The organism is Streptomyces tremellae, from assembly GCF_039540215.1.
In the GTDB taxonomy this organism is placed as follows: Bacteria; Actinomycetota; Actinomycetes; order Streptomycetales; family Streptomycetaceae; genus Streptomyces; species Streptomyces tremellae.
Genome location: NZ_BAABEP010000027.1, coordinates 70,747 through 92,059, shown reverse-complemented (window position 1 = coordinate 92,059; position 21,313 = coordinate 70,747). Strand labels below are relative to the sequence as shown.

Annotated in this window: 21 protein-coding genes and 1 pseudogene; 6 read left to right on the top strand and 16 right to left on the bottom strand. The window is 74.5% G+C overall.

The features are described 5' to 3' along the window. The 6 genes from ABEA77_RS19355 to ABEA77_RS19330 all read right to left on the bottom strand — a co-directional run. A partial coding sequence (locus ABEA77_RS19355) for a peptidoglycan-binding protein (protein ID WP_345648889.1) occupies positions 1–1,087 on the bottom strand: 1,087 nt, incomplete at its 3' end. A gap of 321 nt (positions 1,088–1,408) precedes the next feature. Continuing rightward, a complete protein-coding gene (locus ABEA77_RS19350) occupies positions 1,409–2,158 on the bottom strand; it encodes a class F sortase (protein ID WP_345648886.1) in 750 nt (249 codons plus the stop codon). Positions 2,159–2,168: 10 nt separating this feature from the next. Then, positions 2,169–2,753: a hypothetical protein gene (locus ABEA77_RS19345; RefSeq protein ID WP_345648883.1), complete on the bottom strand. Its 585-nt coding sequence runs from the start codon at positions 2,751–2,753 to the stop codon at positions 2,169–2,171. A gap of 119 nt (positions 2,754–2,872) precedes the next feature. Next, positions 2,873–3,652, bottom strand: a complete 780-nt coding sequence (locus ABEA77_RS19340; RefSeq protein ID WP_345648880.1) for an HAD-IIA family hydrolase — start codon at positions 3,650–3,652, stop codon at positions 2,873–2,875. A 312-nt stretch (positions 3,653–3,964) separates the two neighbouring features. Beyond that, positions 3,965–4,204 (bottom strand): ferredoxin, encoded by a 240-nt coding sequence (locus ABEA77_RS19335; RefSeq protein ID WP_345648878.1) that lies wholly within the window; start codon positions 4,202–4,204, stop codon positions 3,965–3,967. After that, complete coding sequence (locus tag ABEA77_RS19330) at positions 4,201–5,421, bottom strand: cytochrome P450 (protein WP_345648875.1); 1,221 nt, start codon at positions 5,419–5,421, stop codon at positions 4,201–4,203. Before ABEA77_RS19330 ends, ABEA77_RS19335 begins: the two co-directional genes overlap by 4 nt. A gap of 195 nt (positions 5,422–5,616) precedes the next feature. Between ABEA77_RS19330 and ABEA77_RS19325 the strand changes: the two genes are divergently transcribed. Continuing rightward, complete coding sequence (locus ABEA77_RS19325) at positions 5,617–6,198, top strand: TetR/AcrR family transcriptional regulator (RefSeq protein ID WP_345648873.1); 582 nt, start codon at positions 5,617–5,619, stop codon at positions 6,196–6,198. Positions 6,199–6,367: 169 nt separating this feature from the next. Here ABEA77_RS19325 and ABEA77_RS19320 read toward each other — a convergent pair. The 3 genes and pseudogenes from ABEA77_RS19320 to ABEA77_RS19310 form a co-directional block, all read right to left on the bottom strand. After that, positions 6,368–6,683: pseudogene (locus tag ABEA77_RS19320) on the bottom strand (FAD-dependent oxidoreductase); the annotation flags it as partial. A gap of 87 nt (positions 6,684–6,770) precedes the next feature. Beyond that, a complete protein-coding gene (locus ABEA77_RS19315; protein ID WP_345648870.1) occupies positions 6,771–7,676 on the bottom strand; it encodes a hypothetical protein in 906 nt (301 codons plus the stop codon). Between the two features lie 656 nt (positions 7,677–8,332). After that, positions 8,333–8,920: a TetR/AcrR family transcriptional regulator gene (locus ABEA77_RS19310; protein ID WP_345648867.1), complete on the bottom strand. Its 588-nt coding sequence runs from the start codon at positions 8,918–8,920 to the stop codon at positions 8,333–8,335. A 90-nt stretch (positions 8,921–9,010) separates the two neighbouring features. Between ABEA77_RS19310 and ABEA77_RS19305 the strand changes: the two genes are divergently transcribed. Further along, on the top strand, positions 9,011–10,036 hold the full coding sequence (locus ABEA77_RS19305) for an aldo/keto reductase (RefSeq protein ID WP_345648864.1): 1,026 nt from the start codon (positions 9,011–9,013) through the stop codon (positions 10,034–10,036). Positions 10,037–10,077: 41 nt separating this feature from the next. Here ABEA77_RS19305 and ABEA77_RS19300 read toward each other — a convergent pair whose 3' ends face one another. Then, complete coding sequence (locus ABEA77_RS19300; protein ID WP_425588321.1) at positions 10,078–11,286, bottom strand: ROK family transcriptional regulator; 1,209 nt, start codon at positions 11,284–11,286, stop codon at positions 10,078–10,080. Between the two features lie 56 nt (positions 11,287–11,342). On the opposite strand from ABEA77_RS19300, the gene ABEA77_RS19295 reads away from it, so the two are divergent. Both ABEA77_RS19295 and ABEA77_RS19290 read left to right on the top strand, forming a co-directional pair. Continuing rightward, on the top strand, positions 11,343–12,452 hold the full coding sequence (locus tag ABEA77_RS19295; protein WP_345648859.1) for a Gfo/Idh/MocA family oxidoreductase: 1,110 nt from the start codon (positions 11,343–11,345) through the stop codon (positions 12,450–12,452). Continuing rightward, entirely contained in the window at positions 12,449–12,937 is a 489-nt protein-coding gene (locus tag ABEA77_RS19290) for a heme-degrading domain-containing protein (RefSeq protein WP_345648856.1), read from the top strand. Before ABEA77_RS19295 ends, ABEA77_RS19290 begins: the two co-directional genes overlap by 4 nt. A 182-nt stretch (positions 12,938–13,119) precedes the next feature. Here the strand turns inward: ABEA77_RS19290 and ABEA77_RS19285 are convergent, their stop codons facing one another. The 4 genes from ABEA77_RS19285 to ABEA77_RS19270 form a co-directional block, all read right to left on the bottom strand. Beyond that, a complete protein-coding gene (locus ABEA77_RS19285) occupies positions 13,120–13,977 on the bottom strand; it encodes a fumarylacetoacetate hydrolase family protein (RefSeq protein ID WP_345648854.1) in 858 nt (285 codons plus the stop codon). Between the two features lie 379 nt (positions 13,978–14,356). After that, positions 14,357–15,115 (bottom strand): YidC/Oxa1 family membrane protein insertase, encoded by a 759-nt coding sequence (locus ABEA77_RS19280; RefSeq protein WP_345648851.1) that lies wholly within the window; start codon positions 15,113–15,115, stop codon positions 14,357–14,359. Positions 15,116–15,318: 203 nt separating this feature from the next. Further along, positions 15,319–15,663, bottom strand: a complete 345-nt coding sequence (locus ABEA77_RS19275; RefSeq protein ID WP_425588323.1) for a DUF6412 domain-containing protein — start codon at positions 15,661–15,663, stop codon at positions 15,319–15,321. Between the two features lie 244 nt (positions 15,664–15,907). Next, positions 15,908–16,447 carry a winged helix-turn-helix transcriptional regulator gene (locus ABEA77_RS19270; RefSeq protein WP_345648845.1) on the bottom strand — a complete coding sequence of 180 codons (540 nt, stop codon included), beginning with the start codon at positions 16,445–16,447 and terminating at the stop codon, positions 15,908–15,910. Positions 16,448–16,596: 149 nt separating this feature from the next. On the opposite strand from ABEA77_RS19270, the gene ABEA77_RS19265 reads away from it, so the two are divergent. Next, positions 16,597–18,024, top strand: a complete 1,428-nt coding sequence (locus ABEA77_RS19265; RefSeq protein ID WP_345648842.1) for an MFS transporter — start codon at positions 16,597–16,599, stop codon at positions 18,022–18,024. Between the two features lie 352 nt (positions 18,025–18,376). Here ABEA77_RS19265 and ABEA77_RS19260 read toward each other — a convergent pair whose 3' ends face one another. Further along, positions 18,377–19,888 carry a sodium:solute symporter family protein gene (locus tag ABEA77_RS19260; RefSeq protein WP_345648839.1) on the bottom strand — a complete coding sequence of 504 codons (1,512 nt, stop codon included), beginning with the start codon at positions 19,886–19,888 and terminating at the stop codon, positions 18,377–18,379. Continuing rightward, a complete protein-coding gene (locus ABEA77_RS19255; protein WP_345648837.1) occupies positions 19,885–20,103 on the bottom strand; it encodes a DUF3311 domain-containing protein in 219 nt (72 codons plus the stop codon). The genes ABEA77_RS19260 and ABEA77_RS19255 overlap by 4 nt, the downstream gene beginning before the upstream one ends. A 95-nt stretch (positions 20,104–20,198) precedes the next feature. Between ABEA77_RS19255 and ABEA77_RS19250 the strand changes: the two genes are divergently transcribed. Then, positions 20,199–21,212: an SEC-C metal-binding domain-containing protein gene (locus tag ABEA77_RS19250; protein ID WP_345648834.1), complete on the top strand. Its 1,014-nt coding sequence runs from the start codon at positions 20,199–20,201 to the stop codon at positions 21,210–21,212. The last annotated feature ends 101 nt before the right edge of the window (positions 21,213–21,313 follow it).

Genomic DNA, 21,313 nt, shown 5'->3' with positions numbered 1-21,313 from the left:
GCTCCTCCACCAGCCGCTCGAACGGCACGTCCTGGTGCTCCAGCGCGCCCCCCGCGGTGCCGCCCGCGGCGGGGATGCCCTTGCCGAGGCCGAGGACGAGCAGCCGCCAGGTCGCGGGGCCCGGCAGGCCGTCGGCCTCCTTGCCCCGCCACCCCTGCGCCTGCTGGAACGCCTGGGTGGCGCGCCGGTCAGCCTCGCCCCAGCGCGGCCCGGGGCCCGTGGTGTAGAAGCGCTTGCCGCCGCGCGCCACGAGCAGCTCGCCGAGCCGGGTGACGTACGCGTTGTCCGCTCCGGGGCCGAACTTCGACGCGCCGGGGAACGCCGCCGACACCGCGGACGCGGCGCCCGCCGTCTCTTCGACGACCTCCTTGTAGCGGTAGGCGACGTACTTGTCGGAGTTGGTCCAGTACGCCATGGGCGTGGTCTGCGCCCTCGTGTGCGGCGGGGTCTGCTCGTACGCCAGGTAGGAGTCGTGCGAGGCGTCGGCCCAGCCGCCGAAGATGGTGACGTGCGAACCCCTGTTGGGGTTGGCGGGGTTGTGGAACAGGAGGATGTCGCCCGGCCTGAGGTCGGCGCGGTCGATCTTCACACCGTACGTGGCGAGGCTCCCCGTCCACTCGTTCTTCGGCAGGTTCCACGCCATGGAGACATAGCCCGAGCAGTCCTGGCGGTAGCCGTCGGTCCAGTACTTGGTCATGCTGTACGGCACCTGCGCGTCGACCCACTTCTTGGCGCGGCTGATGATCTCGGCGCGGGTCGTCCTGCGCAGGTCCTGCGACGTGCCGTTGCCTTCGGGCCTGCCGTGCAGCGGGCCGCTGCCGCCCTGCGGGGTGTCGTAGCCGGTGTCGACCGCGCGGCTGTGCGGCACCGCCGCGCCCGCCGGGGTGTGCGCGGGGGCCGCGGAGGCTGCCGCGGCTCCGCAGCCCCAGGCGAGGCCCACCGCCGTGGCGAGAGCCACCGCGCGCTGGGCGCCGGGCGCGCCCTCGCGCCCCGCGGCGCCTCGGGCCCGCTCCCTGCGTGCCTGTGCGCATCCCGCGCAGGGGCAGTCGAGAGCGGGCTCGTACTCTTCGAAGACCGGGACGGCCATGCGATCCCCTCCACGCTTGTCAGATGATGTGTGACGCGGCATCAAGAGCGTCAGTGTCTCAACTGCCCCAATGTGTCGCATTCTGACGGATCAAAGGTGGTAAATCCGCCTTTGACAGGGCGCGGCATACGACAAAAGGCCCGGTTTGCCCAGGAAAAGGGCGTAGAGTGCCGCCACCCCCTGCGGCATCGGCTGACGGGACGTCGGCCGCCATGCCGGTCTGCCGCAGCTCGCGGCAGACGGCGAGAGGCCCCCGCGCGCGGCGTGCGCGGGGGCCTCTCGGTGTCTCCTGCCGGGCGGGGCGTCCGGCGGGCGGCGCGGTCAGCGGGCGGCGGCGGCCGTGGTCCGCTCCCCCGCGCCGCGGTCCTTGCCCGCCCCGCCGCCCGGTGCGGCGTCCGTGACGCCGGTCAGGTACGCCGAGACGACGACGTTGGCCGTGTACTGACGGGTCGTACGGTCGAAGGTCCCCCCGCAGGTGATCAGCCGCAGGTCGGCCCGGGTCCGCTGGGCCGCGCCGTAGACCTTCGCGGCGTCGAAGTGCTTGCGCGTCACGACCTCCACGTCGTTGACCGTGAACTCGGCGACCGAGCCGTCGGCCCGCGTCACCCGCACCTTCTCGCCCGCCTTCGCGGTGCTCAGCCCGTAGAAGACCGCGGGCCTCGTCTCGGTGTCGACATGGCCGACGAAGACGGAGGTGCCCGCGGCGCCCGGCTGCGTACCGGCCTCGTACCAGCCGACCGTGCCGGGGGTGGAGTACGGCGGCGGGTCGACCGCGCCCGCGGCGTCGAGCCCGCGCCCCGACACGGGCGCGGCGATGCCCAGCGCGGGGATGTCGAGGTGCCGGGGCCGTGACGGGTCGAGGGGCCGGTGGGCGGGCGGCAGGGGGACGCCGAGCGGCCGGCCCACGGCGGCGATGTCGCCGGTGGCGGGTGCCGAGGCACCGCCCGACGAGCCGTCCGCGGCGCCGCGGCCCCACATCCACAGGCCGAGCAGCAGCACGGCCCAGGCGAGTCCCGTGATCAGGCGTCCGTTGCCGCGGCCGGGGGCCGCCGCGCCCTCTCCTTCGGACACGGTGGCCGCCTCAGTCCGCGTCCCGGGCGGCGGACGCGGCCGCGCGCCTGCGCTGCGTGGTGCGGTAGGCGACGGTCACCGCGGCGACGCCGGCGAGGGCGAGCCCCGCGAGGGTGAAGGGGGTGCCGGGGCCCGACTGCGTGGAACCTTCGGCCCGCGCGTTCCCGGCGTCGGCCGCGACGACCGCCGTGCCGCCGCCGCCCGCGTGCACCGGCGCGTGCGGGGCCGGGTGGTCGTGGCCTCCGCCGACCACCTGGAAGTGGCCGACATTGCCGTGGTGGTGACCGTCGCAGTCGACGCTGATGTCGTAACCGCCCGCGGCCATCCAGGACTTGATGGAGACGTCGCCGTACATCGTGTGCTGTGATCCGCTGACGGTGACCGCCTCGGCGAACGCGCTCGACGTGACCTTGGCCCGGCCGTCCCTGCAGCCGTCGACCTTGATCTGGACCTGGCCCTGCGCCGCGATGGCGGTGGGCGTGACGGTGGCGGTGACACCGTCGTGCGCCTGGGCCGACGTGGCCCCGCAGACCGGGGCCGCGACGAGTATGACGGCCGCACTGGCGGCACGGAGAGCGAGCAACCTTGAACGCATCGTGAACCTCCTCCTGACAGGAAGACTCACCCGCGCGCGGGGTTTCCGCATCCGCAGGGCCGCGGGCGCCTCACCCGTACGGCCCCGCGGTCACGGCGCTGACCTGGTCGTACGCCGCCTCAGACCAGGTCGATGAGGTCGGCGATCGAGTCGACGGTGTTCGACGGCCTGAACGGGTAGGAGCCGACCTCCTCGCGGGTGGTCACACCGCTCAGCACGAGGAACGTCTCGACCCCCGCCTCAAGGCCCGCGAGCACGTCGGTGTCCATCCGGTCACCGATCATCGCGCTGGTCTCGGAGTGGGCGCCGATCGCGTTGAGGCCCGTGCGCATCATCAGCGGGTTGGGCTTGCCCGCGAAGTACGGCTCCTTGCCCGTGGCCTTGGTGATCAGCGAGGCGACGGCGCCGGCGGCGGGCAGCGGCCCCTCCACCGAAGGGCCGGTCGCGTCGGGGTTGGTGCAGATGAAGCGGGCGCCGCCGTTGATCAGCCGGATGGCACGGGTGAGCGCCTCGAAGGAGTACGTGCGGGTCTCGCCGAGGACCACGTAGTCGGGGGCGTGGTCGGTGAGCACGTACCCGATGTCGTGCAGCGCGGTGGTCAGGCCCGCCTCGCCGATGACGTACGCGGTCCCGCCGGGGCGCTGGTCCTCCAGGAACCGCGCGGTGGCGAGCGCCGAGGTCCAGATGTTCTCCACCGGCACCTGGAGCCCCATCCTGGCCAGCCGCGCCTGGAGGTCGCGCGGCGTGTAGATGGAGTTGTTGGTGAGGACGAGGAAGGGCTTGCCCGATTCGCGCAGCCGCTTCAGGAACTCGGCGGCGCCCGGGATCGGAACCCCTTCGTGCACGAGGACACCGTCCATGTCCGTGAGCCACGACTCGATGGGCTTGCGCTCTGCCACTGGCCTGATCTCCGCTCTGCGGTGGAAACGACACGCCCAGCCTAACGAGCCGGGAATCCGTCCACGATCGGCCTCCCGCGCAGGTCGTTGCTCGCGGCGGCGCCGGCCGCGGGCCGCGGGCGGCCGCGGCCCACCGCCACCGGCGCGCGTGGGGGTACGCGCCGGGGGCGGTGCCGCGGCCCCGTACGGCCCGGGAGTGGCGCCGCGGCCCCGTACGGCGGCGACCGCCCCCGCCCGGCGGCCCCATGGGCCCGGCGGCCTCACGGGCCCGGCGGTTCTACGGGCTCGACGGTCCCGCGGGCCCTGCGGGTTCTACGGGCGGGGGCCGACCACCTCGCCCGAGGCACCGTCCGTCACGGTGATGGCGGACGAGGGGCAGGAGTCCGCGACGTCCAGCAGCACCTCGTCCTCGGGGGCGTCCGCCGCGTCCCGTACGACGGTGGCGGTGGAGCCGTCCAGAGCGAAACGTTCCGGCGCCAGCGCCGCGCACATGCCGGAGCCGATGCAGACGTGGTCGTCGACCTCGATGTGCCAGCCGGTCACCCCGCTCACCACCCCACCGGCAGCGAGCGCGGGCCGCGCACCAGCATCTTCGACTTCCACTCCGGCTCTCCCGCGATCCGCAGCTGCGGCACCTTCGTCACCAGTGCGCGCAGCGCCTCCTGGAGCTCCATCCTGGCCAGCTGCGCGCCCAGGCAGTGGTGCACGCCGTGGCCGAAGCCGAGGTGCTGGTTGGCCGGCCGGTCGAAGCGGAGCGTGTCGGGGTCCTCGAACTTCGCCGGGTCCCGGTTGGCGGAGCCGAGGGAGACGAGCACCGGCTCGCCCCTGCGCACGAGCACCCCGCCCACCTCGATGTCCTCCGCCGCGTACCGGGGGAAGAAGCCGCCGGACGCCAGCGGGATGAACCGCATCAACTCCTCGACAGCGCTGGGCACGAGGTCCGGGTCGTCGACCAACCGCTGCCACTCGTCGCGCTGTTCGAGCAGCGTCCACACCATGTTGGGGATCTGGGAGGCCGTGGTCTCGTGTCCGGCGACGAGGATCGCCAGGCAGAGGTTGGTCATCTCCTCCTCGCTCAGCCGGTCCTTGGCGTCACGGGCCTCGATGAGCCCGGAGATCAGGTCGTCGCGCGGCTCGGCGCGGCGCTGGGCGATGTACGCGGCGAGATATGCGGTCAACTGCTGCTGGTTCTCCAGGAGTTCCTCGGAGCTCAGCCGGTCGGTGGACATCAGCGCGTCGCTCCACACCCGGAACTTGGGCCGGTCCTCGGCCGGGACGCCGAGCATCTCGCAGATCACGGCGACGGGCAGCGGCAGCGCGAACGCGTCGACCAGGTCGGCGGGCGAGCCGGCCGCGATCATCTCGTCCAGCAGATCGCCGGTGAGCCCCCGCACCCACGGGCGCAGCCCCTCGACCTGGTGGCGGGTGAAGGCCCGGGAGACGAGGGTGCGCAGCCGGGTGTGGTCCGGCGGGTCCATCGACAGGATGTTGGGTCGGGACACGGCCGGGTTGTAGCGCGGCTCGCCCTCGTTCTCCACGGCCATGGCACGGGAGAACCGCAGGTCGCCGAGGACGAACCGGGCGTCCTCGTAGCGCGTCGCGAGCCACGCGGGTCCGCCGTGCGGCAGCTGGACCCGGATCATGCCGGCGCCCTCCCTGGCGTCGGCGTACGCCTCGTGCAGGTGGAGCCCCGCGCCCTCGTTGAACGGGTACGGCACGGGCTCGGGAACGGAGACCGAGGCTGAGGTGGGGGGTGTGATGCTCGTCAAGGATCTCTCCCACGTGAACGTGGCGGACGGTGTGGACGGTTGCACGGCACCCGGCAGAGCTGTGCGCACTCTCCGTGGCGCTCCCGCGACCGAACGTCTTGCAAGCAGACGCTTACAAGCTAGGCAGCCCTCCTCACGGCAGTCAAGGCGCGCTCCGCACACCGCGCGGGGGATACGGTGTGCGCGGGAGGACATGTGGCTGAAACCGGACGCCCCGCGCGCCCCCGGGCGCGCGACGCGGCGGCGACCCGTAGGGCTCTGCTCGACGCCGCCGCCGAACTCTTCTTCGAACGCGGCTTCCAGCGCACCACGGTGCGCGACATCGCCGACCGGGCGGGCGCCAACCAGGCGCTGATCTTCCGGTACTTCGGATCGAAGGCGGCGGTCTTCGAGGCGGTCGCCGCCCGCCTCGGCCATGAGCAGCTCGACCGGACACCGGTGGAGCGGCTGCTCGAAACCACCGTGCGCAGCATGGTGCAGGGCGAGCCGGGCAGACGGCGCGACCACACGATGGTGACGTTCCTGCGTTCGCTCGGCACGGACGGCCCCGCGGCCGACATCGCCGAGCAGCTCGGCGACGACTACGCCGCGGCCCTGTCGACGCTCACCGACGCGCCGGACGCGCGGCTGCGCGCACAGCTGGTGCTCGCGTGGCTCGTGGGCATCGGGCTGGTCAGGGACGTGAGCCGGATCGAGCCCCTCAAGACGGCGAGCGCCGACGAGGTGACGGCCCTCTTCCTGAAGGCGGCGCGCACGCTGCTTGAGGGGACGGAGTAAGTCCCGAGCCCGTGCGGCCGGACGGCCCAAGTCCCGTCCTCGTACGGCCTGTTCGGTGCGTATCCGGGGCCCGCGCCCCGGGCTCTGGGGCTCTGGGGCTCTGGGGCTCTGGGGCTCTGGACGCGATCCGTTGTGCGCTCCCGTTCACCCTGTGCGGTCGTCGTGTGCGGTCGCCGGTGGCGGTGTCGCCGTGGTCGTCGCGCACGGCCGCGCCGCCGCCCGGCAGGTCCGCCACGTCACGCACCGCACCGGTCGCCCAGGAAGGTGTACCGGCCGGTCGCGAGCAGCGCCTGCCCCAGGGCGAGTTGGGCGGTGCGCGGCTCGACGGCCGCGTCCCCGCGGCACCACAGCGCGACCGTGAAGGCGACGCGCGGGGCGGGGTTGCGGGCGCGCGCCTCGTCCGGTGCGACCAGTTCGAGGCCGCGCACCGCGGCGTCGGCGCCCGCCGTCGCGGCTGCGGCGACGGTCGCCTCGCGCTCGGTGCGCGCGCCCGGCGAGTGGAGGTGGTGGGAGTCGAGGGGGTGTTCCACCGTGGGATGGTCGTACGCGCCGCGCCGCGCCGCGGGTGCGGGTCAGGTCCTGCGCGTACGGCGCCGCTCCACCAGGACGGTGATCCCGGCGCCCGCGGCGATCAGCCCCACGGCCGCGCCGGTACGGGCCAGGACCCCGGCGGCACCGGTCGCCGCGAGCTGCGGGGGCAGAGGCAGCGGGGACGTCCACGGGTCGGTGCCGGGGCCGGCGGGCATGGCAGGGGTGGCGGGCATGCCGGAGGCGACCGGGCTGCCGGGGGTGGCGGAACTGACGGGAGTGGCCGGGGTGCCCGGCGGCCGGCCGCCTCCGCCGGGGCCGGTGTCCGCACCCCCGCCGGTGTCCGCCCCTCCGCTGCCCCCCACCACGCGGAGGCGGTACGGCGCCGACTCGCCGACCCAGCCGCCGTCGTCCCCCTCGCGCTGCACGGCGGCGGCGCTGACGGTGACGGGGCCCTCGGGCGCGTCCCCGGTGAACGCGAGGCTCGCCTCCAGGCTGACGGTGCCGCGCGCGGGGACCGTGAACCCGGTGGTGTCCCGGTCGAGGACGCCGATGATCTCGTCCTCGTCCGAGGTGTGGAGCGGGAGGGCGTGCGGCGCGCCGTGCTCGTCCGCGAGGCCGAGGGTGACCTGGGCCGCCGTCAGCCGCCGCCCGGCGTCGGTGACGACGAGGACGGGGTGGACATTGCGGCAGGCGCGGCGGGTGGTGTTGACGAGGTCGACGTACCAGGTCTGCGCGCCGCCGCCCGCCCGGTAGGCGGCGGGGCCGCCACGCAGGCGCGCCCGGATCGGGAAGTCGCGGGCGGCCGCGTCGCCGCAGAGCGGCACGGGGGCCGACGCGCTCGCGACGGCCCGCGCGGCCCCGGCCGGGTGCGGGCCCGCGACGGCGGGCACCGGCACGACGGCCGCGGCGAGACCGAGGGACAGGACGGCGGCACGGCGCAGGCGCATGGCAGCGTCTCCTCCACGGGTCGCGGGCGGGAGCCAGACGCTGCCACGCGGCACGGGGCTCACCCGGCCACCACGACCACCAATGGCCCGAAAATCATACGAATAGGCCCCTCGGGGTGGGCCGGGTCAGCGGCGGGCGAGCCCGCCGATCACCAGCCCGAGGGGGAAGCCGAACCGCTTGACTCGTGCCCCTCGCCCGCGGTGAGCTCCACGGCGTGCCGGGTGGTGCGCGGGGCCGGGCGCCGCCCGCCCGGCGCCCGGGTGCCCGACTGGGCGCGGGCGCAGAGCGCGGTGCCGCGCGGGGACGCCAGGCCGGCCGCGCTGCGTGGGGTTGTGGGCGGCCTGTCACAGCCGCGCCGGCGGCACGGCCACCGTCGCCCTCGGCCCGTACGGGCACGGGCCTGGCCCCGCACCGGCGGCAAGGGGCGGAGGCTGCCGAACGGGCGTCCCGGCAGGGCCAGGGCCCCCGGCCGGGACGCCCCGGTAACAGACGCGTGGAGGGGGCGCCGCCCGGGGGCGCGCACAGTCCGGGCGGGTCGCCCGGTGCCTGGCGCTCGGCGTCGGGCGCCCGGGACAGGCCGCCCGGCGCGTCTCGCGCTCGGGGCGAGCGGGCCCGGCCCGACCTGGCCCGGCCCGGCGCTTCGCGCGCCTCGCGGTCAGGGCCTCTGGCGCTCGGCGCCGTAGCGGAGGCCGTCGATGAGCAGGGCGACCATCCGCTCGTCCGCGGTGCGGTCCTCGCCGCCCGTACAGAGGCGGGACACGGCGTGCAGCAGTTCCATCGGGGCGACGTCCCCGCGGACGCGGCCCGCGCCTGCCGCCGCGTCGAGCAGCGTGCGCAGCGCGGGCTCGAAGCGCTCCTGGAAGTACGCGGGCAGCGGCTCGAAGGCGGGGTTGCCGGAGTGCAGCGCCGCGGCGAGGCCGCGCTTGGTGCCGACGAAGCCGGTGAACCGGTGCAGCCAGCGGGTGAGCGCCTCGAAGGGCTCGCACTCGGCGGCGAGGACGGCCGCCTCGGCCGCGCAGGCGTCTACCTCGTGCCGGAAGACGGCGGAGACCAGGTCGGAACGCTCGGGGAAGTGCCGGTAGAAGGTGGCGAGGCCCACCCCCGCCCTGCCGGTGATCTCACGCACCGGGGCGTCCACGCCCGACGTGAGGAAGACCTCTCGGGCCGCGGCGACCAGCGCGTCGATACTCCGCTGCGCGTCGGCGCGCACGCGCCGCGTGCGCTCGGGTGGGGGCGCGCCCATGAGGATCCTCCTTGCTAAGTGAGAAGCCGTTCCGTATCGTCTAAGTGATAAACCGTTCCGCTTAAGTGATCCTAGCACCGGAGGACAGCGATGAGGTATCGCACGCTCGGCCGTACCGGCATCCAGGTCAGCCCGTACTGCCTGGGGGCCATGATGTTCGGGGCCATCGGCAACCCGGACCACGACGACTCGGTCCGCATCATCCACAAGGCCCTCGACTCCGGCATCAACTTCGTGGACACGGCCGACGTGTACTCGCGCGGGGAGTCCGAGGAGATCGTGGGCAAGGCGCTCAAGGGCAGGCGGGACGGGGTCGTGCTCGCCACCAAGGTGAACGGCGCCATGGGCGACGACCCCAACCGGCGCGGCACCTCGCGGCGCTGGATCATGACCGCGGTCGAGGACTCGCTGCGCCGCCTGGGCACCGACCACATCGACCTCTACCAGGTCCACAGGCTCGACCCCACGGTCGACATCGAGGAGACCCTCTCGGCCCTCACCGACCTCGTACGCAGCGGCAAGGTGCGCGCGATCGGCTCCTCGGCCTTCCCCGCCTCGGCCATCGTGGAGGCCCAGTGGGCCGCCGAGTCCCGGGGACTCGAACGCTTCCGCACCGAGCAGCCCGCCTACTCGATCCTCGACCGCGGCATCGAGCGCGAGGTCCTGCCGGTGGCGCAGCGGTACGGCATGGGGGCGCTCGTGTGGAGCCCGCTGGCGCAGGGCATGCTGACCGGCCGCTACCGCAAGGGCCGGCCGGCCGAGACGCACCGCGGCGGACTGTTCAGGCACTACACGGACGAGCGCCGCCTGGACGCCGTCGAGCGGCTGATCCCGCTCGCCGAGCAGGCGGGCCTGAAACTGACGCACCTGGCGATGGCGTTCGCGGTCGCCCACCCCGGCGTCACCTCGGCCATTATCGGTCCGCGCACCATGGAGCACCTGGACGACCTGCTCGCCGGTGCCGACGTCACCCTCGACGACGCCCTCCTCGACGAGATCGACGCGGCCGTCGCCCCCGGCACCAACGTCGGCGAACTCGACATGGCCTACACGCCCCCCGAGCTCCAGCACACCCCGCTGCGCCGCCGCCCCCTCGACGAACGTCCGGCCGCCTGAGCGGACACGCGGGCCCACAGGCCCAGGCGCCGACTGCCGGGTCAGCGCAGGCGGTGGCCGTAGAGCGGGGCGAGTACGAGGTGTGCCGCGCCCTCCGCGACCGGGCGCGTCCCGTCCTCGACCGCGGTGACCGGCACGGCGCCGGGGGCGCGCCCGGATGGCCGCGCCGCCAGCACCTCGGCGACCCCTGCCGTGAAGCGCTCCCGGTGGGCGGCGACCGTGCGCCCGCCGAGTACGACACGGTCGATGTCCAGCAGCTCGACGAGGTTCGCCGCGCCCTCGCCCAGCACCCGCGCGGCGGTGCCGAGGTCGCCGCGCGCGGCGGCGGCCAGGCATGTCGCCTCAAGGCAGCCCCGGTAGCCGCAGCCGCAGGGCGGGCCGTCCAGTTGGACGACCTGGTGGCCGAACTCGCCCGCCCCGGTCCGCGCGCCGCGGTGCAGCGCCCCGTCCAGCACAAGACCGGCGCCGAGCCCCGTACCGAGGTGCAGGTACGCGAACGAGCCGCCACCACCTCCCGGCGCGGCGAGCCCCAGCGCCGCCGCGTTGGTGTCCTTGTCGAGCGCGACGGGCAGCCCGAGCCGCTCGGCGAGTGCCGCCCGCAGCGGGAAACCGTCCCAGTGCGGGAACCCCGTCACCCGGCCGGCCGTCCCGGCCGCGTGGTCGAGCGGCCCCGGCATGGCGACCCCGACCCCGAGCACCCCGCCCGCCGTCCCCGGGCCGCCCGCGCCCGCCCGCTCCGCGGATCCCGGCCGCGCCGAGGCCCGCACCTCCGCGACCCGGCCCACCGCGGCGGTGAGCACCTCGTCGGGCGGCGCGCCGAGGTCGAGCGGCCCGCTCGCGGCGGCCACCGGCCGTCCCGCGAGGTCGACCAGGACGGCCGTGGCCTCGTCCCGGTCCAGGTGGAGGCCCACCGCGTGCGCGGCGCCCGGGACGAGGCGCAGGACTGTGCGCGGTTTGCCGCCCGTGGAGGCGCGGAAGCCCGCTTCCGCCGCGAGCCCCTCCGCCCGCAGCCTCGCGGTGATCTTGCTGACAGCCTGCGGCGTGAGGCCCGTGCGCTCCGCGAGCTCCAGCCGGCTGATGCCCTCCTCCCCCGAGGCGCGGAGCAGGGCGAGCACCAGGGCGGTGTTGTGCCCGCGCAGCACCGGCAGGTTGGCGCCCGCGGCGCCGGGGGCGGGCGACTCCGCCGCCGACGCCGCGGGCCCGGGGCTTGGGGAGCGCCGGGCGGGCTTGTGGGGGTCCGTGCTGTTCATCGCCGCCATTCTCGCGTGCCCTTGCAGTTTGGCAACAGCGTTGCTTAAGTGGAACCATGACTGGCAGCATGACCGGCACATCCGACCGCCCTCTCAGGGTCGGGCTCGTGGGGTACGGCCTCGCGGGTTCCGTCTTCCACGCACCGCTGATCGCCGCCACCGGGGGTCTCGCCCTCGACACGGTCGTCACCTCAAGCGAGGAGCGCCGCGCCCAGGCGCGCGCCGAGTTCCCCTCCGTGCGGTTCGCCGCCTCTCCCGAGGAGCTCTGGCAGCGCGCCGACGAGCTGGACCTCGTCGTCATCGCCTCCCCGAACAAGACCCACGTGCCCCTCGCCACCGCGGCACTGGAGTCCGGCCTGCCGGTCGTCGTCGACAAGCCCGTCGCCGGGACGGCCGCCGAGGCCAGGGCGCTCGCCGCGCTCGCCGCGGAGCGCGGGCTCCTGCTCTCCGTCTTCCAGAACCGCCGCTGGGACAACGACTTCCTCACTCTCAGGAACCTGATCGACACCGGCGAGCTGGGCGAGGTACAGCGCTTCGAGTCCCGCTTCGAGCGCTGGCGCCCGCAGCTCAAGGGCGGCTGGCGCGAGTCGGGGGCCCCCGAGGAGATCGGCGGCCTGCTCTACGACCTGGGCAGCCATGTCGTGGACCAGGCGCTCACCCTGTTCGGCCCGGTGAGCCTGGTCTACGCGGAGTCGGACGTGCGCCGCCCCGGCGCCGAGGCCGACGACGACACCTTCTTCGCCCTCACCCACGCCTCGGGCGTCCGCTCGCACCTCTATGCCAGCGCCACCACGGCCCAGCTCGGCCCCCGCTTCCGCGTGCTCGGGTCGACGGCGGGCTTCGTCAAGTACGGGCTCGACCCCCAGGAGTCCGCCCTCCGCGACGGCCGCCGCCCCGGGGCCGGCGACAAGCCCTGGGGCGTGGAGCCCGAGTCCCAGTGGGGCCGGCTCGGCGCGGGCGAGTCGCCGCTGACCGGCGGCGGCACGCCCGTACCGACGATCCCGGGCGACTACCCCGCGTACTACACCGCCGTCGCCGCGGCCCTGCGCGACGGCGGCGCGCCGCCCGTCACGGTGGAGCAGGCCGCGGCGACCCTGGACGTCCTCGAAGCAGCTCGCCGCTCCGCGCGCGAGGGCACCGCCGTCCGGCTGGAGGCCACCGCATGAGCCCGACGCCCTCCCGCCAGGAGCTGCCCTCCGCCGCCGAGTTGGAGGCCGAGGCCGCAGATCTCGTGCTCCCCCGCTTCGGTCACGACGAGGCATGGCGCCTCGGCTCGCTGCTGGTCGAACTGGCCCGCGCCCGGCGCGCCCCGGTGGCGATCGACATCCACCAGGGCGCCCAGCAGCTTTTCCACTGCGCGCTGCCCGGATCGAGCGCCGACAACGACGGCTGGATCGAGCGGAAGCGCCGCGTCGTGGAGCGCTACGGCGCCGCCTCGCTTCTGGTCGGGGCACGCTTCCGGGCCAAGGGCCAGACCTTCGAGGAGTCCTCGCGGCTCGATCCGGCCCGCTACGCAGCCCACGGCGGCTGCGTACCGCTCGTGGTGGGCAACGCGGGCATGGTCGGCACCGTCACCGTCTCCGGCCTTCCGCAGGCCGAGGACCACGCGCTGGTGGTGGAGGCCCTGCGCACCCTGCGCGACGCACTCTGAGGGCTTCCACCCGGCACGTCCCGGCCGACGCCCCACCGCATACCCCACCGGCCCCGACCGCGCGGGCCCGGTGAGCGCGGGCCCGCCCGGCACCGGGCGCGGTGGGCGGCAGGCGCGGTGGGCGGCAGGCGGGGTGGGCGGCAGGCGCGGTGGGCGCCGCCGGCGGGGCACCCACCGCGCAGTCAGGCGTCCTTGAACTGCTGGCGCTGCCTGCCAAGTCCCTCGATCTCCAGCTCCACGACATCGCCCGAGCGCAGATAGGGCTTCGGCTCCGGCTGGCCGAGAGCCACCCCCGCGGGCGTGCCGGTGTTGATGACGTCGCCCGGGTAGAGCGTCATGAACTGGCTGACATACCGGACGATCTCCGCGACGGGGAAGATCATGTCGGCCGTCGTGCCATCCTGCCTGGTCTCCCCATTGACGCTGAGCCTCATCGAGAGCGCCTGCGGGTCGGGCACCTCGTCGGCCGTCACCAGCCAGGGGCCGAGGGGGTTGAACGTCTCGCAGTTCTTGCCCTTGTCCCACTGGCCGCCGCGCTCGATCTGGAACTCGCGTTCGGAGACGTCGTTGGACACGGTGTACGCGGCGACGTGCCCGAGCGCCGCCTCCGCGGACTCCACGTACCGCGCGGTCTTGCCGATGACGACGGCGAGCTCGACCTCCCAGTCCGTCTTCACGCTCCTGCGCGGGATGAGGACCGTGTCCTCAGGTCCGACCACCGTGTCCGCCGCCTTGAAGAAGATGATCGGCTCGGACGGCGCCTGCGCGTGCGTCTCGCGGGCGTGGTCGTGGTAGTTGAGGCCGATGCAGACGATCTTCCCTATGCCGGCGAGCGGCGCGCCGATCCGCTGCCCGCCTTCGAGCACGGGCAGCCCGCCTCCCGCCGCGGCGGTCCGGACGCGCTCCAGGGCCCCGTCGTCGGCGAGGAGCGCGCCGTCGATGTCGGAGACAAGATCCGACAGGTCCCGCAGGGTCGTACCGTCCTCGTCGAGCAGCGCGGGGCGCTCCGCACCCGCCGTACCGACACGCAGCAGCTTCATCGTTCCTGACTCCTCTTGGTCGAGCTGATCGAACTGGTTGAACTGGTCCGGCTGGTCCGGCTGGTCCGGCTGGTCCGGCTGGTCCGGCTGGTCGAGCCAGCGGGACCGTCCGAACCGGTGGTGTCGGGCCCAGAACCGGTGGTGTCGGGCCCAGAACCGCTGGGACCGGTCCCGAACCGGTGGGGCGGGTCGAGCCGGTGGGACCCGGTCCGGCCGGCGGATGCGGCGACCGGCGGACCGGCGGACCGCTCCCGTACAGCGGCCCTCCCGTGCAACCGGGCAATCCTTCCCATACATCGGATCTCTCCGCAAGGCCGCGTCTCACAGCCCGGTCATCGACGCGCCCGACGCCGAGGCGGGACCGCCCCCGTGCCGCCCGCTACGCGGGGGCCGCGACCGCCCGCCGCGGCGCCTCCCGCTGGAGCAGATACCGCTCCGCCGCCGTCCACACCGTGCTCGTCACCACATACAGCGCGGCGGCAAGCGGCACGACGGCGACCGTGACCAGGGTGAAGAAAGAGAGGAGTGGCATGAACCGCATCGCCCCCGTGACGGCCCCCGCGCCGGGAACCGACGCGTCGACGAGCGGACCGGCGCCGGCCTGCTGCCGCCTGGCGCGCACGGCGTTGAACGTGGCGACCGCGGCGATGATCACGAACAGCGCCGCGTACACCAGGCCCGCCGGGCCGAACGGCCCGCCGTGCGCGAGGGCGTCGCTCCAGCGGTCTCCGAGGGGTGCGCCGAGCAGGGAGTGGCTGAGCAGCTCATTGGGGCGTCCTCCGATCTCCGAGCTGTAGAACACGCGGTACATCAGGTAGAAGGCGGGCAGTTGCAGCAGCATCGGCAGGCATCCGGCGAGCGGGGAGACCTGCTCCTCCTCGTAGAGCTTCGCCATCGCGCGCTGGAGCTTCTCGGGGTTCTTCGCATGGGTGCGGCGCAGCTCGGCCATGCGCGGCGCGAGTTCGGCCCGCGCCCGCTGAGCACGGGCCGAGGCACGGGAGAGGGGGTGGACGGCGAGGCGGACGAGGACGGTGAACAGGACGATGGCGACGGCCACCGCCGAGCCGTGGAACAGCGGCCCGAGCGGGCCTGCGAGGGCGTTCACCAGGCGGGCGAACGCGGAAATCGTCGTGGACAAGGCTGTGCCCTCCGAGGGTCACGTCGAACCGGGCGAACCGGCACGGACCGAAGTCGAACCGGCGTGGATACGGCGTGACGGCCGACGCGGGCAGCACCCACGCGCAGGCAGGCAGACCCATGCCTCATCGCGTCGGCGCGGCGCGCTGTGCGCCACCGGCGGAGGAGGGGCGGGATCCGCAACGCCCGGAGTGAGTGCCGGAGTTACGCGGCCGTCGGAAGGCGGCGGCCGGGCGCTCGGGGGCGGGTGCGCCCCCTGGCGTCGGGATCTCGCTGGGGAAGGAACGCGGTGCGTATCTCGCGGTCGCGCATGGCCGTGCGCACCCGGTGGCGCGGCACCAACGGGGCCGTGCGGGCGGCGGCGACCACGCACAGCGCGAGTGCGGCGCAGGCGGCGGCGGTCGCGGCGACCGCGACGGCCGAGGGCACCAGCAGGCCGGGCGAGGACAGCAGTATCTGGGCGAGCACCAGGAACAACAGGGCTCCGGACCACAGTCCGGACGACCGCACGCCACGCCGCACGGAACTCCTCGCGCTCTCACGGGACATCCGCGCCACCGGTCGGCGCATCAGCACTCACCTCCCCCTTTCCGACTGCCGCTCTCAAACTGCTCTCAGCCTGCCACGGGCTTCAGACTGCCACGAGGGGGCCGCGGCTGTTTCCCGGCCCTGTCTGCTTGGACACGCGCCGGCCGAAAACGTCACGCACCCATCGCACACCGCGTTCCCCGTCACTTCCCGACCGACCACCGCACCGCGCCCCGTCACACGGACACGCACCCGCCCGCGGCCGCTACCCGCGCTCGACGTCAAGTCGCGTGAGCAGCCTGTGGGGCTTCAGCAGGGCCCGGCTCACCGGGTTCCCCGGCTCCGGGTCGAGGTCGCGCCCCGGCACGAGGAGCACGTCCTCGACCGGTACGACGCGCCCGCAGGCCGTGCACTGCCCGTGCGGGTCGAGCTTCGCGCCGCAGTCCGCGTGGACGAAGGAGCGCAGCGTCGGCACCCCGTCCACGTGCGCGGTCCCCCACGTGCCGAGCGACAGCAGGACCGGCCAGAGCGCGACCCCACGCTCCGTCAGGACGTACTCGTCACGCGGGGGCGACTCCTGGTACCTGCGCCGGTCCAGCACGCCGGCCTCTTCGAGGGAGCGGAGCCGCGCGACCAGCACGGCGCGCGGGATGCCGAGGTGCGTCAGGAAGTCGTTGTACCGCGTCACGCCGTAGAAGGCGTCCCGCACGATCAGGAGCGTCCAGCGCTCGCCGATGACCTCCAGGGCGCGGGCGACGGAGCAGTGCTGGTGCGCGTAGTCCTTCCCAAGAGCCATGCCGCCCACCCTACCGCTCCAGGTTCATTCACCGAACCTGCCGTGTTACGGTCACTCCATCCACAGGTTCATTGAACGAACTGACAACTCCCCGTCCCGGGTCTCTCGTCACGGAGGCACAGCCACCGTCCCAGGGCCCCCGTCACAGAGGCGCAGCCATGCCCCGCCCTTCCGACCCCGCCACGGCCACCACCCGCCCCCAGGGGACCGCCCAGGGCCTGGCCGTGGCGCACCCCGGTGTCTCGCCGAACGTGCGCGGCACCCTCGTCGCCACCCTCGCCGCGACCCTCGTGGCACTGATGGGCTACACGGCGCCGCTGCTCACCGTGCCGACGCTCGCCACGACCTTCCACACCTCGCTGTCGGCCCAGGCGTGGCTGCTCAACGGCACTCCGCTCGGCCTCGCCGCCCTGCTGCTCGTGGCCGGCGGCCTCGCCGACGACTTCGGCAGGCGCAGGGTGTTCCTGGCCGGGACCGCGGCCCTCGCGGTCACCACCGCTCTCAGCGGCCTCACCGACGACACCCTCCTCTTCACCCTCACCCGCGTCGCCCAGGGCGCGGCGAGCGCGGCGATCCTCGCGACCAGCCTCGGCCTCATAGCCCACGCGTTCCCCGCGGGCCCCGCCCGCCTCAAGGCCACCGGCGCCTGGGGTGCCACCGTCAGCGGCGGCATCGCGCTCGGCCCGCTCCTCGCCGCCGCGCTGAACGGCTTCGGCTGGCGCGTGCTCTACGCGGTGCTCGGCGTAGCCGCCCTCGCCGCGGGCGGCTACGCCTCCCGCGTCCTTGCGGAGTCGCGCGCGCCGCACCGCTCCCGCCCCGACCTGCCGGGCGCCGCGGCGCTCGGCCTCGCCTTCACCGCCCTGCTCACTGCGCTCACCCTGGGGCGCACCGGCTGGCTGCGCCCGTCCGTCCTGCTGCTCCTCGTCGCGACGGCCGTCCTGCTCGGCGCCTTCGCGCTGATCGAGCGGCGCACAGCCGCTCCGCTGGTCGACCTGGGGCTGCTGCGGCACGCGCCGTTCCAGTCGTCGATCCTCGGGGCGCTGTTCACCGGGCTCGCGGTGATCGGGTTCTTCAGCTACCTGCCCGTGGTCGTGGAGGGCGTCCTCCACCTGTCCGTCCTCCAGACGGCGTGGATCGTGCTGCTCTGGGCCGGGACCGCGGCGGTCGTCGCGTACCAGGCGAAGCGTTTGCACGCGCGGTTCCCCGTGCGGTACCAGATGGCGGCCGGCTTCCTCCTGCACGCCGTCGGCATCCTCGGCATGCTGGGCGCGGTCGGCGCCCTGTCGGAGGCGCGGTTGCTGCCGGGCGTGTTCGTCGCGGGGCTCGGCAGCGGGCTGCTGAACGCGGCGCTGCCCAGGCTGTCCGTCGAGTCGGTACCCGCACCGCGCGCCGCGATGGGCTCGGGCGCGAACAACACGGCGCGCTACATCGGCTCGTCGGCGGGCGTCGCGCTGACGCTCGCGCTGGTCACCTCGGCGGGCACGACCGCCCGCGGCATGGACACCGCCATCGCGGTGATGGCCGGGGTGTCCGTGCTCGGCGCCCTGTTCGTCGTAGCGCTGCGCGGGCGCGGGGCGGCGGCCTGAGCGGGCGGGTACGGGGCACGGCGGGCGCCCCAGGGACGGACGCGGGGTACGGCGGGCACGCCGGGGAAAGGGCGCGTGGCGCGCGCCCCGAGGACGTTCGCCGGGGAACCGGCGCCGGGTGACGGGGTACGGGCGCGCCCGAGAGGACGCTCGCCGGAGAACGGGCGCCGGGCGCGGGCGGACACGCCGAGGACGGAACTGCGAACCCCCGGCCCCGCGAGGGGCAACCCGGCGGCGGGCCGCCCCGACCGCCCTGGGGCCCGGCCGGCAGGCACCCCGGCCCGGCGAGCACGCAGGAGCCGTGCCACACGCGGCGGCGCGCCGGAACGGGCGGGCGCGCCGGCGACGCGGCCTACGCCGCCTCCGCCCCGCCCGGCCGCACCCCGTCGTCGGCGAGCACCTCGCCGTCAGGACGGGTGTCCGCCGCGGCACCGGCCGCGCCCGCCCCCGCGTACGTGAGGGAGAGCGCCACCAGCAGGTTGGCGGCGAGCCCGACGATGCCCGCGTTCACACCCCACACCGGGTCGTGGCCGCCGAAGACCAGCACACACACCAGCGCCACTCCGGCCGCGAGGCCGCCCAGCCCCGCGACGAGCGTGAACCGCCGCCACACCAGCCCCAGCAGCACCATCGGCAGGAGCTGCGCCATCCCCTCGTAGCTGATGAGCGACAGCCTGACGAGCGTGTCGGGCGCGGTGTACGTGAGGACGAGCGCGACGCCGCCCGCGACCACCACCACGGCCCTGGCCGCCGCGCGCTGCCGCCGCTCGCCGCTCAGACGCGGCACGAGCGACAGCACGCTCCGGCCCCACATCGTGCCGATGACCAGCATGAACACCGCCATCGGGACGATCGAGGAGAGCGCGGCGGCCACCCCGACCACGCCCACGGCCCAGGCGGGCAGCGCGTCCACGACGAGCCGGAACAGCGCGAGATCCGAATCGGAATCCGCGAGTCCGGGCACCACGAAGGTCGCGGCGAGCCCCAGCAGCATCGGCACGAACAGCAGCACGTTGTACGCGGGTAGGAACACCGCGTTCCGCCGGAGGGTGTCGGCGCTCCGCGCGCCGAGGTACCCGGCGACGGTCGTCGGGAAGATGACCACGGTCACCGCGTTCATCAGCGACGTGGTGACGAACCAGGCGGTGCCCATCGAGCTGTGCCCGTGACCCGGCAGGGTCAGCCACGCGGACCGCTCCCGTACGACGCGGTGCAGGAAGTCGCCGTACCCGTCGAAGTAGTGCAACGGCACGTACACCACGAGGAAGGCCAGGGTCCCGATCACCAGCAGGTCCTTCAGCACGGAGACCCAGGCGCTGCCGCGCAGGCCGCTGACGACGACGAAGGCGGTGGTGACCGCGAAGCCGATGAAGTAGGCCCAGTTCAGGCTGATCGTGCCGTACGAGATGGTCGAGACGACCACCCCCATGCCGGTGATCTGGAGCTGGATGTACGGCAGCAGGAACACCGTCGCGAGCAGCGCCGTCAGGGCGCCGAGCCAGGGTTTGCCGTACCGGTGGGCGATCAGGTCCGTGATGCCGACGAGGCCGTGCCGCCGCGCGTACGACCAGAGCATCGGGCCCACCACGTACCCGACCGCGTAGCCACAGGACATGTAGGCGATGACGTACAGGACCGGCGCCCCGAAGTCGTATCCCCAGCCGGCGCCGCCGAGGTAGCTGAAGCTGGTGTAGCTCTCCCCCGCCATCAGCACCCAGATGAAGACGGCCCCCAGGCTGCGTCCGCCCACGGACCACTCGGTGATGCCTCCCCCGCGGCCGCGCCCGCGCACCGCGAGCAGGCCGAGGACGACGGTGAGGACCATGAAGGCCCCGAACACGGAGGTCGCGACGGCCGCGTTCACCGCTTCCCCTGCCCGCGCCGGGCCATCTCCCTGCGGTCGCCCCGGTAGGCGGCCCAGACGGCGAACGGGGTCGCCACCACGGAGGCGAGCAGCCAGAACGCGAGGAACGGCAGGCCGCCGACCAGGGGATGGACCCGGTTCACCCAGGGCGGGGCGACCAGGAACAGCACAAAGGGGACGAGGAGCCAGAGCAGGTGGGGACGTTGTCGCAGCACCCGAGGACCCTAACCGGACGGCCGTCCACAAAGGACCCCCGCACCTCACCCCCTCCTCCCACGACGGAGCCGGTTTCCGGCAGTACCGTGAGGCCATGCGCCCCGACATGCCTGCCGACCACACGACGGAAGCCGAGCGCCTGCTGCGCACCGCGGCCCGCTACCCGGAGGACCAGGAGCCCCTGCTCCTCCAGGCGGCCGCCCACTTCGAGCTGGCCGGCGCGAGAGACCGGGCCTCCGGGCTCTACGACCAGCTCCTCACGGCCGGACAGGACCGGCCGAGCGCCGAGCACCCGCAACTGGTGAAGGCGCTCAAGGCGGCCAACCTCTGGGAGATGGGCCACGAAGGGGAAGCCCGCGCGATCATGGACGGCGTCCAGCTCGCGGCGCCCCTCGAACCCACACCGTGGGAGATCATCGCGGGCTGCCTTGAGCGCCACGACGAGCCGGAGGCCGCCCACGACATCTTCACCGAAGCGCTGAACCTGCTGCTGACGCCCGGCGAAGAGGTCCCGTACGCGACCCACGCGCTCCTCATCGGCCGCCACCGCACCCGTCGCGTGCTCGGCCTGCCGCACGACGCCTGGGACGCGCTCGCCGACAAGGTCAACCCGACGTCCGTGCCGCTCGACGAACTCCACGACCCGAAGCGGCTGTGGGCGCTCGGCTCGGACAACCCCGACGAGCTCCAGGCCGAGATCAACCGCCTGCGCGCCGAACTCGGCTCGTACCGCACGGCCCTGTCCCGGCCCTTCCCCGTCGCGGTCCTGCACTGGCCCGAGGCCGAACTCGCCGAGCTGATCGCGGCGTACCCGCCGCTCGCCGAGGAGTACCCCTCCCACGAGATCCACCTGGCCCGCGTCGAGACCGCCCTGCGCGAGCTCGCCGCGGCGGGCACCCCCAACCTGGGCGTCGTCACCGGCACGGTCCCCTCCTACGAGGCCTTCGCGGCCTCCGAGGCGCTCCCGCCGACCACCGCTTCCCTGCTCCCCCTGTACGCCACCACCCTCGCCGCCCGCGGCCGCGCCGTCCCTTGGCCCCCGCCCCGCAACGCCACCTGCTGGTGCGCCTCCGGCAAGCCGTACCGCCTCTGCCACGGGGCGGCGTGAGGGCCTGAGGCGGGGCGAGGGGGCCAGGGCCGGGGAGGCCTGCTCCGCCGGCCGCACTCGGACGGTCGGACCCGCGCCCGCGCTCCCCGGTTGAGAACGGG

What these genes read in the sequence shown, in the direction of transcription:
- ABEA77_RS19285 (WP_345648854.1), bottom strand. Translation starts at nt 13,977, where the DNA reads ATGAAGCTGCTGCGTGTCGGTACGGCGGGTGCGGAGCGCCCCGCGCTG.
- ABEA77_RS19290 (WP_345648856.1), top strand. Translation starts at nt 12,449, where the DNA reads ATGAGCCCGACGCCCTCCCGCCAGGAGCTGCCCTCCGCCGCCGAGTTG.
- ABEA77_RS19265 (WP_345648842.1), top strand. Translation starts at nt 16,597, where the DNA reads ATGCCCCGCCCTTCCGACCCCGCCACGGCCACCACCCGCCCCCAGGGG.
- ABEA77_RS19250 (WP_345648834.1), top strand. Translation starts at nt 20,199, where the DNA reads ATGCGCCCCGACATGCCTGCCGACCACACGACGGAAGCCGAGCGCCTG.
- ABEA77_RS19300 (WP_425588321.1), bottom strand. Translation starts at nt 11,286, where the DNA reads ATGAACAGCACGGACCCCCACAAGCCCGCCCGGCGCTCCCCAAGCCCC.
- ABEA77_RS19275 (WP_425588323.1), bottom strand. Translation starts at nt 15,663, where the DNA reads ATGTCCCGTGAGAGCGCGAGGAGTTCCGTGCGGCGTGGCGTGCGGTCG.
- ABEA77_RS19305 (WP_345648864.1), top strand. Translation starts at nt 9,011, where the DNA reads ATGAGGTATCGCACGCTCGGCCGTACCGGCATCCAGGTCAGCCCGTAC.
- ABEA77_RS19315 (WP_345648870.1), bottom strand. Translation starts at nt 7,676, where the DNA reads ATGCGCCTGCGCCGTGCCGCCGTCCTGTCCCTCGGTCTCGCCGCGGCC.
- ABEA77_RS19295 (WP_345648859.1), top strand. Translation starts at nt 11,343, where the DNA reads ATGACTGGCAGCATGACCGGCACATCCGACCGCCCTCTCAGGGTCGGG.
- ABEA77_RS19310 (WP_345648867.1), bottom strand. Translation starts at nt 8,920, where the DNA reads ATGGGCGCGCCCCCACCCGAGCGCACGCGGCGCGTGCGCGCCGACGCG.
- ABEA77_RS19345 (WP_345648883.1), bottom strand. Translation starts at nt 2,753, where the DNA reads ATGCGTTCAAGGTTGCTCGCTCTCCGTGCCGCCAGTGCGGCCGTCATA.